General features: G+C 74.0%; 2 protein-coding genes (1 of these 2 running past the window's edge). Both read left to right on the top strand.

What is annotated here, in order from left to right; translation table 11 throughout:
• Window positions 1-2,184: amino acid adenylation domain-containing protein (locus AB0K28_RS49860; protein ID WP_364385203.1), on the top strand; the 2,184-nt coding region annotated here is incomplete at its 5' end.
• On the top strand, window positions 2,184-18,593 hold the 5' portion of the coding sequence (locus AB0K28_RS49855; protein ID WP_364385200.1) for a non-ribosomal peptide synthase/polyketide synthase. 5,625 nt of this gene lie beyond the right edge of the window; 16,410 of the gene's 22,035 nt are visible here — the first part of the coding sequence; it begins with the start codon at window positions 2,184-2,186; the stop codon falls past the right edge of the window. The genes AB0K28_RS49860 and AB0K28_RS49855, both read left to right, overlap by 1 nt.

Below are 18,593 nucleotides of genomic sequence, written 5' to 3'. Positions count from 1 at the left end.
CCGTTCGAGCGGTTGGTGGAGGAGCTGGCCCCGTCCCGGTCGCTGGCCCGGCATCCGCTGTTCCAGGTGATGCTCACCGTCCAGAACAACACCGACGCCACCCTGGACCTGCCCGGCATGGTCCCCTCGGACCTCGCCAAGGGCGTGCTGGCGGCCCGCTTCGACCTCGACTTCAACGTCGGCGAGGTCTTCGACGAGCAGGGAGCCCCGGCCGGCCTGCAGGGGTCGCTGGTCGCGGCGGCCGACCTGTTCGAGGAGGAGAGCGTCGAGCGGCTGGCGCGCCGGTGGGTGCGGCTGCTGGAGAGCCTCGACACCCTCATGGACGCCCCGCTCTCCGCCGTGGACGTGCTCGACGACGCCGAGCGGCGCCAGGTCCTGGACACCTGGCAGGGATCGCCGGCGGCGCTGCCGCCGACGTCGGTGGTGCGGGAGATCGAGGCGCAGGCCGACCGCACCCCCGACGGGGTGGCCGTGGTGTCGGGCGGCGCCCACCTGACGTACGCGCAGCTCGACGCCCGCGCGAACCGGCTGGCCCGGCGCCTGATCGCGCACGGCGTGGGGCCTGAGTCGCCGGTCGGCGTGCTGTTCAAGCGCGGCGTGGACGCCATCGTCGCGCTGCTCGCCGTCTGGAAGGCGGGCGGCGTGTACGTGCCGATCGACGTCGAGTACCCGATCGAGCGGGCCGAGTACATGCTGCGGGACGCCGGCGTACGGGTCGTGGTGACGGACCGCGACATCTGCGCGCGGGTCGGGCTGGCCGCACGCACGTCCGGCGTCGAATGGGTGGTCATGAACGACCCCGCCGAGGCGGCCCGGCTGGCGAGCCTGCCGGACGAGCGGCCGGGAGCGGCGATCGACGGTTCGAGCCTGGCGTACGTCATCTACACCTCGGGCTCGACCGGCGCCCCGAAGGGCGTGGGCGTGGCGCACGCCGGGCTGGTGAACCTCATCGAGGTGTTCGCCCCGATCATGGGCGTCGGGCCGGGGGCCGGGGTGCTGCAGTTCGCCTCGTTCGGCTTCGACGCCTCGGTGCTGGACGTCGCCGTGACCCTGGCGCGCGGCGGACGTCTCGTCGTCGCGCTGCCCGCCGAGCGGACCGACGCCGGGCTGCTGCGCGAGCTGGTGACCACGGAACGGGTGTGCGCGGCCAGCGTGGTGCCGTCGCTGCTCGAGGTGATCGACCCGGCCGGCTGGCCGGGCGTGCAGGCGCTGCTCGTGGGCGCCGAGCCGATCGCGAGCGGGACGGCGCGCACCTGGTCGTGGGGCCGCCGCCTGGTCAACACCTACGGCCCCACGGAGGCGACGGTGATGGTGGCCGAGGGCCTCGTCGAGCACAACGGGACCCGCTCGGCGGTGCCGTTCGGCCGGCCGATCGCCAACACCCGGCTGTACGTGCTGGACGACCACCTGGCGCCGGTGCCGCCTGGCGTCGCCGGCGAGGTCTACATCGCGGGCGTCCAGGTGGCGCGCGGCTATGTCGGCCGGCCCGGGCTCACGGCGGAGCGTTTCGTGGCCTGTCCGTACGGCGGCCGCATGTACCGGACGGGAGACGTGGCCCGCTGGACCGCCGACGGCGAGCTGATCTTCGTGGGCCGGGTGGACGAGCAGGTGAAGATCCGTGGCATGCGGGTCGAGCCGGGCGAGGTGCGGGCGGTGCTGGCCACGCACCCGGACGTGGCCCAGGCGGCGGTGATCGTGCGCGCCGACGGAGGAGAGAAACGCCTGGTCGCCTACGTCGTGGGCGGCGACGCGGAAGACGTCAGGCGTTACGCCGCCGACCGCCTGCCCGCCCACCTGGTGCCCTCGGCCGTGGTCGTGCTCGACGAGCTGCCCCTGACCGTCAACGGCAAGCTCGACCGCGCCGCCCTGCCCGCCTCCGCCGAACACCAGGCGGGCCAGGGGAGAGCCCCGGCCACGCCGCAGGAAGAGGCGCTGTGCGAGGTGTTCGCGCAGGTGCTCGGCCTGGAACGGGTCGGCGCCGACGACGACTTCTTCACCCTGGGCGGCCACTCCCTGCTGGCCATCCAGCTGGTCAACACGATCCGGCACGCCATCGGCGTCGAGGTCAGGATCGCCGACGTCTTCGACACGCCGACGGTGGCCGGTCTGGCCCACCGCATCGAACAGGGACGACCATCGCGTCCGGCGCTCCGGCCGATGCGTCGCGGACAGGAGGACTCCTGATGATCCCCTTGTCGTTCGCGCAGCGCCGGCTGTGGTTCATCCACCGGCTCGAGGGCCCGAACGCCGCCTACAACCTGCCCTTCGTCCTGCGGCTGACCGGCGACCTCGACCGCGACGCGCTCGCCGTGGCGGTGCGTGACGTCATCGCCCGGCACGAGGTGCTGCGGACGGTGTTCCCGGTCGAGGGCGGTGAGCCGTACCAGCGGATCCTGAGCATGGACGAGCTGGCGTGGGAGCTGCCGGTCGTCGAGGTGGACCCCGGCGCTCTCGACGGCGCGGTGGCCGAGGCGAAGGGGTGCGCCTTCGACCTCGCCCGTGAGGTGCCGATCCGGGCGTGGTTGTTCGTGGCGGGGCCCGGCGAGCAGGTCCTGGTGGTGGTGACGCACCACATCGCGGCGGACGGCTGGTCGATGGGGCCGCTCGCCCGGGACCTGTCGGCCGCCTATGAGGCACGCGCCGCCGGTCGGGCCCCGGCCTGGGAGCCGCTGCCGGTGCAGTACGCGGACTACACGTTGTGGCAGCGGGAGCTGCTCGGCGCGGAGGACGATCCGGGCAGCGTCCTGGCCCGGCAGATCGGGTTCTGGCGGGAGACGCTCGACGGCATCCCCGAAGAACTGGACCTGCCCTATGACCGGCCCCGCCCGGCCGTGTCGAGCAACCGCGGGATCAGGGTGCCCGTCACGATCCCGGCCGACGTGCACCGGCGGCTGACCGAGATCGCCCGGACCGAACGGGCCACCCTCTTCATGACGTTGCAGGCTTCCCTCGCGGTGCTGCTGGCCAAGCTGGGCGCGGGCCGCGACATCCCGATCGGCTCCGCGCACGCCGGCCGTACCGACCAGGCCCTGAACGACCTGGTCGGCTTCTTCGTCAACACGCTGGTGCTGCGCGCTGACCTGTCGGGGGACCCGACGTTCCGCGAGATGCTGGGCCGGGTGCGGGCGGCGAGCGTGGCCGGCCTCGCCCACCAGGACGTGCCGTTCGAGCGGCTGGTGGAGGAGCTGGCGCCGTCGCGGTCGCTGTCCCGCCACCCCCTGTTCCAGGTGATGCTCAACCTGCAGAACAACGCCGCGGCGACCCTGGAGCTGGCCGGCGTGCGGGCGGGCGAGGAGGACGACGCGGCCCAGGCGTCGTCCGCCAAGTTCGACCTGACCCTGAACATGGACGAGACGACCGACGAGCAGGGCGCGCCGGCGGGGCTGCGCGGCTGGCTGACCGTGGCCGCCGACCTCTTCGACGCCGACACCGCCGAACGCCTCGCCCGCTGGTGGACCCGCGTGCTCACCGCGGTGGCCGGCGACCCCGCCGTACGCCTGTCCGGCGTGCGGGTGCTGGGAGCACGCGAACGCGACCGGCTGGTCAAGGAGGGGAGCCCGCAGGGGACACCGGTCGCCGCGCCGTCCGTGGCCGCCCTGTTCGAGGCGCAGACGGCCAGAACGCCCGAAGCCGTGGCCGTGACGCACGCCGGGACCGAGGTGTCGTACGCCGAACTCGACGCCCGCGCCAACCGGCTCGCCCACCACCTGATCGGGCACGGCGTCGGCCCGGAGTCGGTCGTCGGCCTCTGCCTGCCGCAGGGCACGGAGATGATCGCGGCCATCCTGGCGGTGTGGAAGGCGGGCGCGGCGTACCTGCCCATCGACCCCGAGCAGCCCGGGGAGCGGATCGCGTACATGCTGGCCGACAGCGCGGCGGCGCTGGTGCTGACGCGCGGCGGCTCGCCCGCCTGGCCGGTCCGTACGCTCGCGCTGGACGACCCGGAGACGGCGGCGCAGCTGGCCGGCGAGCCCGGCACCGCGCCAGGCAGTCCGGCCGACCCCCGCAACCCCGCCTACGTCATCTACACCTCCGGCTCCACCGGCCTGCCCAAGGGCGTCGCCGTGACGCACGGCGCGCTCGCCAACTACGCCTCGGCGGTGCCGCCTCGCCTGGGCTGGGACGAACCGGGCCGCGCCTACGCGCTGCTGCAGGGGCAGGCGACCGACCTCGGCAACACGGCGCTGCTGGCCGCCCTGGTCTCCGGCGGGCGGCTGCACGTCCTCGACGCCGACCAGGTCACCGACCCGGCGGCGGTCGCGGCCGGTCTGGCCGAGCAGCGCATCGACCACTTCAAGGCGGTGCCCTCGCACCTCGCGGCGCTCGGGACGTCCGGCCTGGAGCGGGTGCTGCCCGGCCGGTCGCTGGTGCTGGGCGGCGAGGCCGGCGCCCCCGAATGGGTGGCGCGGCTGCTCGCGGCGGCCGGTCACCGCCCGGTGTTCAACCACTACGGGCCCACCGAGACCACGATCGGCGTCGTCACGACGCGGCTGGACCCGGGACGCGTGGCGGCCGGCGTGGTGCCGATCGGCCGGCCGATCGCGAACACGCGGGTGTTCGTCCTGGACGAGTGGCTGTCGCCGGTGCCGGTGGGCGCCGCCGGTGAGCTGTACGTCGCCGGGGCGGGCGTTGCGCGCGGCTACGTCAACCGGGCCGGGCTGACCGGCGAGCGGTTCGTGGCCTGCCCGTTCGGCGGCCCCGGCGAGCGCATGTACCGGACGGGCGACCGCGTGCGGTGGACGCCGGACGGCGAGCTGGTGTTCGTGTCCCGCGTGGACGACCAGGTGAAGATCCGCGGCTTCCGCGTCGAGCCGGGCGAGGTCCGTGCGGTGGTGCTCGAGCATCCCGGCGTGGCGCAGGCGGCGGTGGTCGTCCGCGAGGACCGGCCCGGTGACAAGCGGCTGGTCGCGTACGTCGTCCCGTCCGGCGACCCTGGGGACCTGGCCGGCTCGGTACGGCGCTTCGTCGCCGACCGTCTGCCGGCCCACATGGTGCCGTCGGCCGTGGTGGCGCTGGCGGCCTTGCCCCTGACGGCGAACGGCAAGCTGGACCGCAAGGCCCTGCCGGTCCCCGAGTACGCCGTGGGCGGTCGTGGCCCGGCCAACCGGCGCGAGGAACTGCTGTGCGAGGGGTTCGCGCACGTGCTCGGGCTGGAGCGGGTCGGCGTGGACGACGACTTCTTCGCGCTGGGCGGCCACTCGCTGCTGGTGGTCACCCTGGTGGAGTGGCTGCGCGAGCGCGGGGCCAGCGTGCCGGTACGAGCCCTGTTCCAGACGCCGACGGTCGCGGAACTGGCCGCAACCGTCGAGGCGGAGCGCGTGGCGACCCCGGCGAACCTGATCTCGCCGGACGCCACGGAGATCACGCCGGAGATGCTCCCGCTGGTGGAGCTGTCCCAGGCGGACATCGACCGGATCGTGGCGGGAGTGCCGGGCGGTGCGGCGAACGTGGCCGACGTCTACCCGTTGGCTCCGCTTCAGGAGGGTCTGCTCTTTCACCACCTGCTCGCCGAGGGCGGCGAGGACGCGTACGTGACGCCGACGGTGCTGGCCTTCGAGTCGCGGGCGAGGCTGGACGCCTTCACGGAGGCGTTGCAGCGGGTGATCGACCGGCACGACATCTTCCGCACGGCGGTGAGGTGGGAGGGGCTGCCGGAGCCGGTCCAGGTGGTGTGGCGCAAAGCGGAGCTGCCGGTATCCGAGGTCACCGGCGATCTGGTGGCCACGGTGGGCCTGTCGATGGACGTGGGCCGCGCGCCGCTCCTGGATGTGCACGTGACGCAGGACGATGACCGCTGGCTTGCTCTGGTGCGGGTGCATCACCTGGTGCAGGACCACCTGGGCTTGGAGGTGGTGCTGAGCGAGGTGGCGGCCTTCCTGGACGGGCGTGGCGACGAGCTGCCCGAGCCGCTGCCGTTCCGCGACTTCGTGGCCCAGGCCCGCAACAGCGCGAGCACCGAAGAGCACGAGCGCTTCTTCGCCGGCCTGCTCGGTGACGTCGAGGAGACCACCGCGCCGTTCGGCCTCATGGACGTCCGTGGCGGCAGCGACGACACGCGGCGCGCACGCGTGCCGGTCCCCGACGACGTGGCGGGAGGCGTCCGGCGGATGGCGCGCGAGCTCGGCGTGAGCCCGGCGACGGTCCTGCACGTGGCGTGGGCCCGGGTGCTGGCGGCGGTGTCGGGCCGTGATGACGTGGTGTTCGGGACGGTGCTGTTCGGCCGCATGAACGCGGGCGCCGGCGCCGACCGCGTGCCCGGGCCTTACATCAACACGCTGCCGGTCCGGGTGCAGGTCGGTGACGTCGGGATCGCGCAGACGATCACCGCGATGCGCGGACAGCTCGCCGAACTCCTGGCCCACGAGCACGCCTCGCTCGCGGTGGCGCAGCGGGCAAGCGGGGTCCCAGGAGACGCGCCGCTGTTCACCTCGCTGTTCAACTACCGCCACAACAGCGCCGACGACCAGGCCACCGACACCTTCGACGGCATCACCATCACCTTCTCCCAGCAGCGCGACAACTTCCCCCTCTCCGTGGCCGTGGACGACGACGGCCGCACCCTCGGCCTGGTGGTCGACGTCGTGCCGCCGATCGACCCGCACGCGGTGGGCGCCCTGCTCGCCACGGCCGTCGAGAACCTCGTCCACGCCGACGCGGACACACCGCTCGCGTCGATCGGCGTCCTGGACGAGGACGAGCGGCACCGGCTGCTCGACGAGTGGAACGACACGGCGGCGGAGAACCACCTGACCTCGGTCGTCGCGGGCGTCGAGGCGCAGGCCGCGCGGACGCCCGACGCGGTGGCCGTGACCTGCGAAGGAACGCAGGTGACCTACGCCGAGCTGGACGCGCGGGCGAACCGGCTGGCCCGCCTGCTCATCGCGCGCGGCGCGGGCCCTGAGTCGATCGTCGGCGTGGCGCTGGATCGCGGCATCGATCTCGTCGTGGCCGTGCTCGGCGTGCTCAAGGCGGGCGCCGCGTACCTGTCCATCGACGTCAGCCACCCCGCGGACCGCATCGCCGGCATCCTGGCCGACGCCGAGCCGGTGGTGGTCGTCGGACGGGCGGACACGCCAGGGGACGCCCCCGTGGTGGCGCTGGACGCCCCGGCGGTCGCGGCCGAGCTGGCCGCCCTGCCCGACACCCCGCTCCGGGAACGCCCGCTGCCGCGACAACCCGCCTACGTCATCTACACCTCAGGCTCAACGGGCCGGCCGAAGCCGGTGGTGGTGCCGCACGGCGCGTTCGCCAACACGGTGGAGGCCGCGGTGGCGTGCGTGGGCACCGGGCCCGCGTCGCGGGTGGCGCAGTTCGCCTCGCCCGGGTTCGACATCTTCTGTACGGACTGGTCGGTGGCGCTGGTGTCCGGCGCGACGCTGGTCGTGGTGCCGCAGGACCGCAGGGCCGGGGCCGAGCTGGCGGCGTTCCTGACCGAGGAGCAGGTGACGCACGTGTGGCTGCCGCCGCAGGTGCTGGCCGGGCTGGACCCGGACGCCGTCCCGCCGGACATGGTCATCGAGGTGGGCGGTGAGGCGTGCCCGCGCGAGGTGGTGGACCGCTGGGCGGCGGGACGGGTCATGTTCAACACCTACGGCCCGACCGAGACCACCGTGGACGCCACGGTCTGGCGCTGCCGTCCCGGCGTCGGCGAGGTGCCGATCGGCCGGCCGATCGCGAACACCAGGGCGTACGTGCTGGACCGGTGGCTGCGGCCGGTCCCCGTGGGCGCGGCGGGCGAGCTGTACCTGGCGGGCGCGGGCCTGGCCCGCGGCTACCGTCCGGCGCTGACGGCGGAGCGGTTCGTGGCCTGCCCGTTCGGCGGCGCGGGCGAGCGCATGTACCGCACGGGCGACGTCGCGAAATGGACCACGGACGGCGACCTGGTGTTCCTGGGACGCGCCGACGACCAGGTCAAGATCCGCGGCTTCCGGATCGAGCCGGGCGAGGTGCAGGCCGTCGTCGCCGAGCATCCCGGCGTGGCGCGGGCCGCGGTGATCGCGCGCGACGACGAGCGCGGCGACCGGCGGCTCGCCGCCTACGTGGTGCCCGCCGCCGAGGGCGAGGGCCTGGCCGAGTCGGTACGCGCGTTCGCGGCCCGCCGCCTGCCCCGCTACATGGTGCCGTCCGTGACGGTGCTGGAGTCGCTGCCGCTGACCGTCAACGGCAAGCTCGACCGCAGGGCGCTGCCCGCCGAAACGACAGGCCCCGTGGGGCGGCGGCCGTCCGGGCCCCGCGAGGAGCTGCTGTGCGCGGCGTTCGCGGACGTGCTCGGCCGGCCCGAGGTCGGCATGGACGACGACTTCTTCGCCGTCGGCGGCCACTCCCTGCTGGCGGTGCGGCTGGTCAGCAGGATCCGCACCGCGCTCGGCGCCGAAGTGAGCGTCAGGACACTGTTCGACGCGCCGACGCCGGCCGCGCTCATGGAACGGCTGGACGAGGCACGCGCGGCGCGGGCGCCCCTGACCGGGCGGGCGCGTCCCGAGCGGGTGCCCCTGTCGTACGCCCAGCGCCGCCTGTGGTTCATCAACCGGCTGGAAGGGCCGAGCCCCGCCTACAACATCCCCGTCGTTCTGGACCTGATCGGCGACCTCGACCGCGCCGCGATGGAAGCGGCCTTCCGCGACGTGCTCGACCGGCACGAGGTGCTGCGGACGGTCTACCCGATCGCGGACGGCGAGCCGTACCAGCGGGTCCTCCACCTGGACGAGCTGGAGTGGGAGCTGCCGGTCGCCGAGGTGGCGCCGCAGGACGCCGAGGACGCGATCGGCCGGGCCTGCGCCCACACCTTCGACCTGACCACCGAGCCGCCGATCAGGGCGTCGCTGCTGAGCACCGCGCCCGGCAGGCAGGTGCTCGTCGTCGTCGCCCACCACATCGCCGTGGACGGCTGGTCGATGGCGCCGCTGGCCAGGGACCTGTCGGCGGCCTACGAAGCCCGCCAAGGGGGACGGGCCCCGGCCTGGGAGCCGCTGCCCGTCCAGTACGCCGACTACGCCCTGTGGCAGCGTGACCTGCTGGGCGACGAGGATGACCCGGGCAGCCTGCTGTCCCGCCAGGTCGCCTACTGGCGGGAGACGCTCGCCGGGGCACCGGAGGAGCTGACGCTGCCCTTCGACCGCGCACGCCCCGGCCTGCCCGGCCACCAGGGCCATCTCGCACCCTTCGAGGTGCCCGCCGACGTGCACGCCCGGCTGGCGCGGGTGGCGCGGGCCGAGGGCGCGACCACCTTCATGGTGGTGCAGGCGGCGCTCGCGGTGCTGCTGGCCAAGCTGGGCGCGGGCCGGGACGTCCCGATCGGCGCGGCGCACGCCGGGCGCACGGACGAGGCGCTGGACGACCTGGTCGGCTTCTTCGTCAACACGCTGGTGCTGCGCGCTGACCTGTCGGGGGATCCGACGTTCCGTGAGGTGCTGGGCCGGGTGCGGGCGGCGAGCGTGGGCGGGCTGGCCCACCAGGACGTGCCGTTCGAGCGGCTGGTGGAGGAGCTGGCACCGTCGCGGTCGCTGTCCCGCCACCCGCTCTTCCAGGTGATGCTGACCCTGCAGAACAACGCCGACGCCGTGCTCGACCTGCCGGGCGTGCGCGCGGCCGGGCTGCCGGCGACCGGCGCGGCCGCGAAGGTCGATCTCGACGTGCTGGTGGCGGAGTCGTACGACGAGCACGGCGACCCCGCAGGGCTGCGCGGCGCCGTCACGGCCGCCGCCGACGTCTTCGAACCCGGCACCACCACGCGGCTCGCTCAGCACTGGGCCCTCGTGCTCGCCGCGCTGGCCGAGGACCCCGACCGGCCGCTGTCGGCGATCGAGGCGATCAGCGCGGACGAGCGCCGCCGCACGCTGGCCGACTGGAACGACTCCGCCGTGGACGTGGACCCCGCGCTGGTCGTCGAACGGTTCGAGACCAGGGCCGCGACCCGGCCCGGCGACGTGGCCGTGGTGTGCGACGGGCAGGAGGTGACGTACGGCGACCTGGACGCGCGGGCGAACCGGCTGGCCCGGCTGCTGCTCGCCCGCGGCGTCGGCCCCGAGACCCTGGTGGCGGTCGTGCTCGGCAGGGGCGTGGACGTGCTGACCGCCGTGCTCGGCGTGCTGAAGGCGAGCGGCGCGTACCTGCTGGTCGACCCCGACCACCCGGCGGCCCGGGTGGAGTGGATGCTGCGCGACGCGGCGCCGGTCGCCACCGTGGTGAGCGCCGAGACGGCGGCGCTCGTCCCCGAGGACGTCCCCGTGCTGCGGCTCGACGGTCCTGACGTGGCGGCGCTCTCCGGCGCGCCCCTGCCCGTGGACGAGCGCGCCGCCCTGTCGCCGGAGCACCTGGCGTACGTCATCTACACCTCGGGCTCGACCGGCCGTCCGAAGGGCGTGGCCGTCACCCACGGCGGCCTGGCCAACACCGCGACCGCGCTGGCCAGGCGATACCCGGAGCCCATCGGGCCGGGGTCGCGCATCCTGCAGTTCGCGTCGGTGGGCTTCGACCAGTTCGGCCTGGAATGGGTGCTGGCGCTGCTGACCGGCGCGACCCTCGTCGTGGTGCCCGCCGACCGGCGCGCCGGATCCGCGCTCTCCAGCTTCCTGACGGAGCACGCGGTGACCCACGCCGTGCTGTCGCCCGCGGTGCTGGCCGGCCTGGAGGAGGGCTCCGTCGCACCCGGCGTCGTGCTGGACGTCGGAGGCGAGGCCCTGACCCCCGCCCTGGTGGACCGGTGGAGCCCAGGGCGCGCCATGTACAACGGCTACGGCCCGGTGGAGACCACCATCGACGCGGTCGCCTGGCGCTGCCGGCCCGGCGTGACCGAGGTGCCGATCGGCCGGCCCATCGCGAACACGCGGGTCTACGTCCTGGACGAATGGCTGGCCCCGGCCCCGGTGGGGGTGGCGGGCGAGCTGTATCTCGCGGGCGCCGGCCTCGCCCGCGGCTACGCGGGACGTCACGGGCTGACCGCCGAGCGGTTCGTGGCCTGCCCCTTCGGCGGCCCCGGCGAGCGCATGTACCGCACCGGCGACGTGGCCAAGTGGAACGCGGACGGCGAGCTGGTGTTCGTCGGCCGCTCCGACGACCAGGTGAAGATCCGCGGCATGCGCATCGAGCCGGGCGAGATCCAGGCCGTGGTGCTGGAGCATCCCGACGTCGCGCAGGCGGCTGTCGTCGTCCGCGAGGACCGGCCCGGGGACAAGCGGCTGGTCGCGTACGTCGTCCCGGCCGGCGACCCGGCCGGCCTCGCCGACTCGGTACGGCCCTTCGTCGCCGTCCGGCTGCCCGCCCACATGGTGCCCGCCGCCGTGGTCCCGCTCGACGCGCTGCCCCTCAACGCCAACGACAAGCTGGACCGCAAGGCCCTGCCGGCGCCCGAGTACGCGGTCGGCAGCCGCGGCCCGGCCGACCCGCGTGAGGAGCTGCTGTGCGAGGGGTTCGCGCACGTGCTCGGGCTGGAGCGGGTCGGGGTCGACGATGACTTCTTCGCTTTGGGCGGCCACTCGCTGCTGGTCGTCTCCCTGGTGGAGTGGTTTCGGGCGCGGGGTGTGGCGGTGTCGGTGCGGGCGCTGTTCCAGACGCCGACGGTGGCGGGGCTCGCCGCGGTGGCCGGGGTCGAGCAGGTCGTGGTGCCGCCCAACGCCATCCCCGACGACGCCACGGAGATCACGCCGGAGATGCTCCCGCTGGTGGAGCTGTCCCAGTCGGATATCGACCGGATCGTGGCGGGAGTGCCGGGCGGCGCGGCGAACGTGGCCGACGTCTACCCGTTGGCTCCGCTTCAGGAGGGTCTGCTCTTTCACCACCTGCTCGCCGAGGGCGGCGAGGACGCGTACGTGACGCCGACGGTGCTGGCCTTCGAGTCGCGGGCGAGGCTGGACGCCTTCACGGAGGCGTTGCAGCGGGTGATCGACCGGCATGACATCTTCCGCACGGCGGTGAGGTGGGAGGGGCTCCCGGAGCCGGTCCAGGTGGTGTGGCGACGTGCGGTGCTACCCGTGGCCGAGGTCACCGGCGATCTGGTGGCCACGGTGGGGCTGTCGATGGACGTGGGCCGCGCGCCGCTCCTGGACGTGCACGTGACGCAGGACGATGACCGCTGGCTTGCTCTGGTGCGGGTGCACCACCTGGTGCAGGACCACCTGGGCTTGGAGGTGGTGCTGAGCGAGGTGGCGGCCTTCCTGGACGGGCGTGGCGACGACCTGCCCGAGCCGCTGCCGTTCCGCGACTTCGTCGCCCAGGCCCGCAACAGCGCGAGCACCGAGGAGCACGAGCGCTTCTTCGCCGGCCTGCTCGGTGACGTCGAGGAGACCACCGCGCCGTTCGGCGTGGTGGAGGTGCGCGGGAGCGGCGCCGGGGTGCGAGAGGTTCAGGTCCCGATCGCCGGTGAGGTGGCGGCCGGGGTGCGGCGGGTGGCGCGCGGGCTGGGGGTGAGCCCGGCGACGGTGCTGCATGTGGCGTGGGCCCGGGTGCTGGCGGCGGTGTCGGGCCGGGATGACGTGGTGTTCGGGACGGTGCTGTTCGGCCGCATGAACGCGGGCGCCGGCGCGGACCGCGTGCCCGGCCCTTACATCAACACGCTGCCGGTCCGGGTCAAGGTGGGTGAGACCGGGGTCGCGCAGGCGGTCACCGGGATGCGGGGGCAGCTGGCAGAGCTCCTGGCGCACGAGCACGCCTCGCTCGCGGTGGCGCAGCGGGCCGGCGGAGTGCCGGGGGATGCGCCGCTGTTCACCTCGCTGTTCAACTACCGGCACAACGGCGGTGACGACCAGGCGCCCGACGCCTTCGACGGCATCGAGGTCGCCTACTCCCAGGAACACACGAACTATCCCCTGCTGGTCTCCGTGAACGACGACGGCGACCGGCTCCGGGTGGTGGTCGGCGCGGTGGCGCCCATCGACCCCGCGCTGGTCGCCGAGCTGCTGTGCACGACGGTCGGGAACCTGGTGAACGTCCTGGAGACGGACGCGGGCACTCCGCTGGCGGTGGTCGGGGTGCTGGGCGAGCGCGAACGGCGCGTGCTGGAGGAGTGGAACGGCACCGCCGCGACGGTTCCGGACGTGACCGTGGTCGATCTGTTCGAGGCGCAGGTCGTGCGGACGCCGGATGCGGTGGCGGTGGTGTGTGGCGGCGTCGAGGTGAGTTATGCGGAGCTGAACGCTCGGTCGGATCGGCTCGCGAACGTGCTCGTCGAGCGTGGGGTCGGGCCGGAGTCGATCGTGGGGGTGGCGCTCGAACGCGGCATCGAGTTGATCGTGGCCGTGTTCGGCGTGTTGAAGGCGGGCGGTGCCTATCTTCCGATCGATGTCGGTTATCCCGCCGAACGCATCGCCTACCTCATCGAGGACGCGCGGCCGGTGACGGTGCTCGCGTCGGCGCAGACGGCGGCCGTGGTGCCGGGCCCGGTGCTTGTCGTGGACGATGTGCTCGGTGCCGAGGGGCCGGTCCGCAGGGTGGGGCTGCGGCCGGAGCACCCGGCTTATGTGATCTACACGTCGGGCTCCACCGGGCGTCCGAAGGGGGTGCTGGTCGAGCACCGGTCGCTGGCCAATCTGCTGCACTGGGCCGCGAGCACGTTCAGCGAGTTGTCGCGGGTGCTGGCGGCGACGTCGCTGAGTTTCGATGTGTCGGTCTTCGAGATCTTCGCGCCGCTGGTGTCGGGTGGCTCGATCGAGGTCGTCGGTGATCTGCTGGCGTTGGCTGATCGTGGCCGGTCGTGGGAGGTGTCGCTGGTCAGCGCGGTGCCCTCGGCGCTGTCGCAGGTCCTGGCGGAGACGACGGCGCGGCCCGGTCGCGTGGTGCTGGCCGGTGAGGCGCTGAGTGCGCCGGTCATGCGCGCGGTGACGGAGGCGCTGCCGGGTGCGCGGGTGGACAACATCTACGGCCCGACCGAGGCGACGGTGTATGCAGCCGCTTGGCATGGGGACTCCTCGGGCGCGCCGCCGATCGGACGGCCTCTCACCAACACCCGCCTGCATGTCCTCGACAGCGGGTTGCGGCCGGTCCCGGTGGGCGCGGCGGGTGAGCTTTATATCGCCGGTGCCGGGTTGGCGCGGGGTTATGTGGGCCGGCCGGGTCTGACGGCGGAGCGGTTCGTGGCCTGCCCGTATGGCGGTCGCATGTATCGGACCGGTGACCTGGCCCGGTGGAACGCCGACGGTGAGGTGGAGTACCTCGGCCGGGTGGACGAGCAGGTCAAGGTGCGCGGGTTCCGGGTGGAGCCCGGGGAGATCGAAACCGTGCTGGCAGCGCACCCTTCGGTGGTCCAGGCCGTGGTGGTGGCCCGTGAGGACACACCAGGCGACAAGCGGTTGGTGGCCTACATCGTCCCCGACCAGCCCGGTGTGGCGGAGGAGGTGCGGCGGTTCGCCGCCGACCGCCTGCCCGGCCACATGGTGCCGGCGGCGGTGGTGGAGCTGGAGGCCCTGCCGCTGAACGCCAACGGCAAGCTTGACCGCCGCGCCCTGCCGGCGCCCGAGATCTCGGTGTCGGCGGCCGGTCGGGAGCCCGCCGACGCGCGCGAAGAGATCCTGTGCGGCCTGTTCGCCGACGTCCTCGGCCTGGACCGGGTGGGCGTGGACGACGACTTCTTCGCTCTCGGCGGCCACTCCCTCCTGGCCGTACGGCTGATCAGCCGGATCAGGTCCGTGCTCGGCACGGAGGTGGCCGTCCGCACCCTGTTCGAGCGCCCGACGGTCGCCGGTCTGGCCGCCCGCCTCACCGACGGCGACCGGGCCAGGACGCCCCTGACCGCGCGGCCACGTCCGGAACGGGTGCCGCTCTCGTACGCACAGCGCCGCCTCTGGTTCATCCAGCAGCTGGAGGGCCCGAGCGCCACGTACAACGTGCCCGTCATGCTGAAGTTGACCGGCCACCTCGACCGCGAGGCCCTGGCCGCCGCCATGCGGGACGTGCTCGACCGCCACGAGTCCCTGCGCACGATCTTCCCCGCCCACGACGGCGAGCCGTACCAGCACGTGCTCGGCATGGACGAGACCGGCTGGACCCTGCACACCATGGACGCGGGCGCCGACCTCGACACGGCGGTGGACGCCGTCGTCGGCCACAGCTTCGACGTGTCGTCCGAGATCCCGGTACGCGCCGCGCTCCTCTCCGCAAACCATGACGAGCACGTCCTCGTCATGGCCGTGCATCACATCGCCGGTGACGGCTGGTCGATGGGCCCGCTCGCGCAGGACGTCTCCACCGCGTACGCGGCCCGCCGCGAAGGCCGCACCCCCGCCTGGCGGGACCTGCCCGTCCAGTACGCCGACTACGCGCTCTGGCAGCGCGACCTGCTCGGCGACGAGGACGACCCCGGCAGCGTCATCTCCCGCCAGGTCGCCTACTGGCGCGACACGCTGGACGGCGCGCCCCAGGAACTGCCGCTGCCGTTCGACCGTCCGCGCCCGGCCGTCGCCAGCCACCGCGGCCACCAGGCGGGCGCGCGGGTGAGCGCCGAGGTGCACGCCCGGCTGAGGGAGGTGGCGCGGGCCGAGGGCGTCACGCCGTTCATGGTGCTGGAGGGCGCGCTCGCCGTCCTGCTGTCCCGCCTCGGCGCCGGTGAGGACATCGTGGTCGGGTCGGCCAGCGCGGGACGTACGGACGAGGCGCTGGACGGGCTGGTCGGCTGCTTCGTCAACGCGCTGGTGCTGCGCACGGACCTGTCGGGGAACCCGACGTTCCGCGAGGTGCTGGCCAGGGTGCGGGCGGCCAACCTGGGCGCCTTCGCCCACCAGGACGTGCCGTTCGAACGCCTGGTGGAGGAGCTCGCACCCTCCAGGTCTCTGGCGCGGCACCCGCTCTTCCAGGTCGTCTTCACCAAGCAGGACACCGTCGAAGCGGTGCTCGACCTGCCGGGCGTCGAGGCGAGCGGCATGCCGGCGGGGCTGTCGTCCGCCAAATTCGACCTCGACGTGCTGGTGGGGGAGTCGTTCCGCGAGGACGGCGCCCCGGCCGGCGTGTCCTGCTCGGTGACCGTCGCGGCCGACCTGTTCGAGGCGGGGACCGCGCGGCGCATCGCCGAGCGGTGGGTCCGCGTGCTGGAGGCGCTGACCGCCGACCCCGGGCTGCGGGTGGGCGCGGTGGACGTGGCGGGACCCGCCGAGCGGGAACTGATGCTGCGGGAGTGGAACGGCCAGGCCGTGGACGTGCCGGCCGCGTCCGTGGCGGAGCTGTTCACGGCGCAGGCCGCCCGTACGCCGGGCACGGTGGCCGTGACCTGCGCGGGCACCGACCTCACCTACGCCGAGCTGGACGCCAAGGCGAACCGGCTCGCCCGGTACCTCGCGGCACAGGGCGTCGGCCCCGAGTCGGTGGTCGGGCTGTGCCTGCCGCGCGGCGTGGACGCCGTGGCCGCGATGCTGGCCGTCTGGAAGGCCGGTGGCGCCTACCTGCCCATCGACCCGGGGCAGCCCGTGGAGCGGACCGCGTACATGCTGGCCGACAGCAGGGCGATGCTGCTGCTGACCGTCGAGGAGATCCTGGAGGAACTGCCCGCGGGACGGCTGCGCATGGTCGCCCTCGACGACCCCATGACCACCGCCCACCTCGCCGCCATGCCGGAGAGCGCCCCTGACACGGTGACGAGGGCCGGCGGGACCGCGTACGTGATCTACACCTCGGGCTCGACGGGCCGCCCCAAGGGCGTGGCCGTCACCCACGGCGCGCTGGCCAACTACGTGACCTGCGTGCCGCCGCAGGTCGGGCTCGGCGCGCCGGGCGCCGCCTACGCGCTGCTGCAGGCGCCGACCACCGACCTCGGCAACACCATGCTGTTCGCCTGCCTCGCCACCGGCGGACGCCTGCACATCCTCGACGCCGACCAGGTCACCGACCCGGCCGCGGTCGCGTCCTACCTGGCCGAGCACCGCATCGACCACCTCAAGGCGGTGCCCTCGCACCTCGCGGCGCTGGGGACGCGGAACCTGGAGGGGGTGCTGCCCGGCCGGTCACTGGTGCTGGGCGGCGAGGCCGCGCCGCCGGAATGGGTGGCCGACCTGCTCGCCGCCGCCGGCGAGCGCGCGGTGTTCAACCACTACGGGCCCACCGAGACCACGATCGGCGTCGTCACGGGACGCCTCACGCCCGCCCTGGTCGCCGGCGGGGTCGTGCCGCTCGGCCGGCCCATCGGCAACACGCGCGTGCTGGTGCTCGACGGCAACCTCGCGCCGGTGCCCGTGGGCGTCGCGGGCGAGCTGTACGTCGCAGGCCCCGCCCTGTCCCGCGGCTACGTCGGCCGTCCCGGGCTGACCGCAGAACGGTTCGTGGCCTGCCCCTTCGGCGGGCGCATGTACCGGACCGGCGACCTGGCCAAGTGGACCGCCGACGGGCAGCTCGTGTTCGCCGGCCGGGTCGACGACCAGGTCAAGGTACGCGGCTTCCGCGTCGAACCCGGCGAGATCCAGGCCGTCATCGCCGCGAGCCCGCTGGTGGCCCAGGCCGCCGTGATCGCCCGCGAGGACGCGCCGGGGGAGGTGCGGCTCGTCGCGTACGTCGTCCCGCACGACGACGGCCCCGACCTGCCGGACGAGGTCCGCCGCCACGCCGCCGCCCGGCTGCCCGAGCACATGGTGCCGTCGGCGGTGGTCACGCTCGCGGAGCTGCCGCTGACCTCGAACGGCAAGGTGGACCGCAAGGCCCTGCCCGCCCCCGAGTACTCCGGCGGCGGCGGCCGGCCGCCCGCCAATGCCCGCGAGGAGCTGCTGTGCGCGGCGTTCGCCGAGGTGCTGGGCCTTGAGCGGGTGGGCGTGGAGGACGACTTCTTCGCGCTGGGCGGCCACTCGCTGCTGGTGGTGTCGCTGGTCGAGCGGTTGCGGGCGCGCGGGGTGTCGGTGTCGGTGCGTGCGCTGTTCGAGACGCCGACCGTGGCCGGGCTCGCGGAGGCCGTCGCTGAGGAGGCCCGCGTGGAGGCGCCGCCCAGCGCCGTCCCCGAAGGCGCCGATGAGATCACGCCCGAGATGGTGCCGCTGGTCAGCCTGTCTCAGGCGGAGCTCGACCGGATCGCTTCTGGGGTGCCGGGCGGCGCGGCCAACGTCGCCGACATCTACCCGCTGGCGCCGCTGCAGGAAGGGCTGCTGTTCCACCACCTGCTCGCGGGTGGCGGCGGGGATGTCTACATGCGGCCGGTAGTCCTCGAGTTCGAGTCAAGGGAGCGGCTGGACGAGCTGGTGACGGCGTTGCAGCGGGTCATCGACCGGCACGACATCTTCCGTACGTCGCTGGCCTGGGAAGGGCTGCGGGAGCCTGTCCAGGTGGTGTGGCGGCGGGCCGTGCTGCCGGTCGAGACGGTGGAGCTGGACGCCTCCGGCGGCGACCTCGTCGATCAGCTCATCGCCACCGCCGGACTGTCCATGGACCTCGGCCGCGCGCCCCTGCTGGATCTGTGCACCGCCCGCGTCCCCGGCTCCGAGCGATGGCTGGCCATGGTCCGCATGCACCACATGGTCCAGGACCGCACCGGCACCGACGTGCTGCTCACCGAAGTGGCCGCGTTCCTCGGCGGGCGCGGCGGTGAGCTGGCCGATCCGGTGCCGTTCCGCAACTTCGTGGCTCAGGCCAGGAGCGGGATCCGTGAAGAGGAGCACGAGCGCTTCTTCGCGGGGCTCCTGGGCGACGTGGAA

This window comes from Nonomuraea sp. NPDC049504 (assembly GCF_040676845.1).
In the GTDB taxonomy this organism is placed as follows: Bacteria; Actinomycetota; Actinomycetes; order Streptosporangiales; family Streptosporangiaceae; genus Nonomuraea; species Nonomuraea salmonea.
Note: the sequence above shows the minus strand (reverse complement) of the source record. Positions and strands in the feature narration are given on the sequence as shown.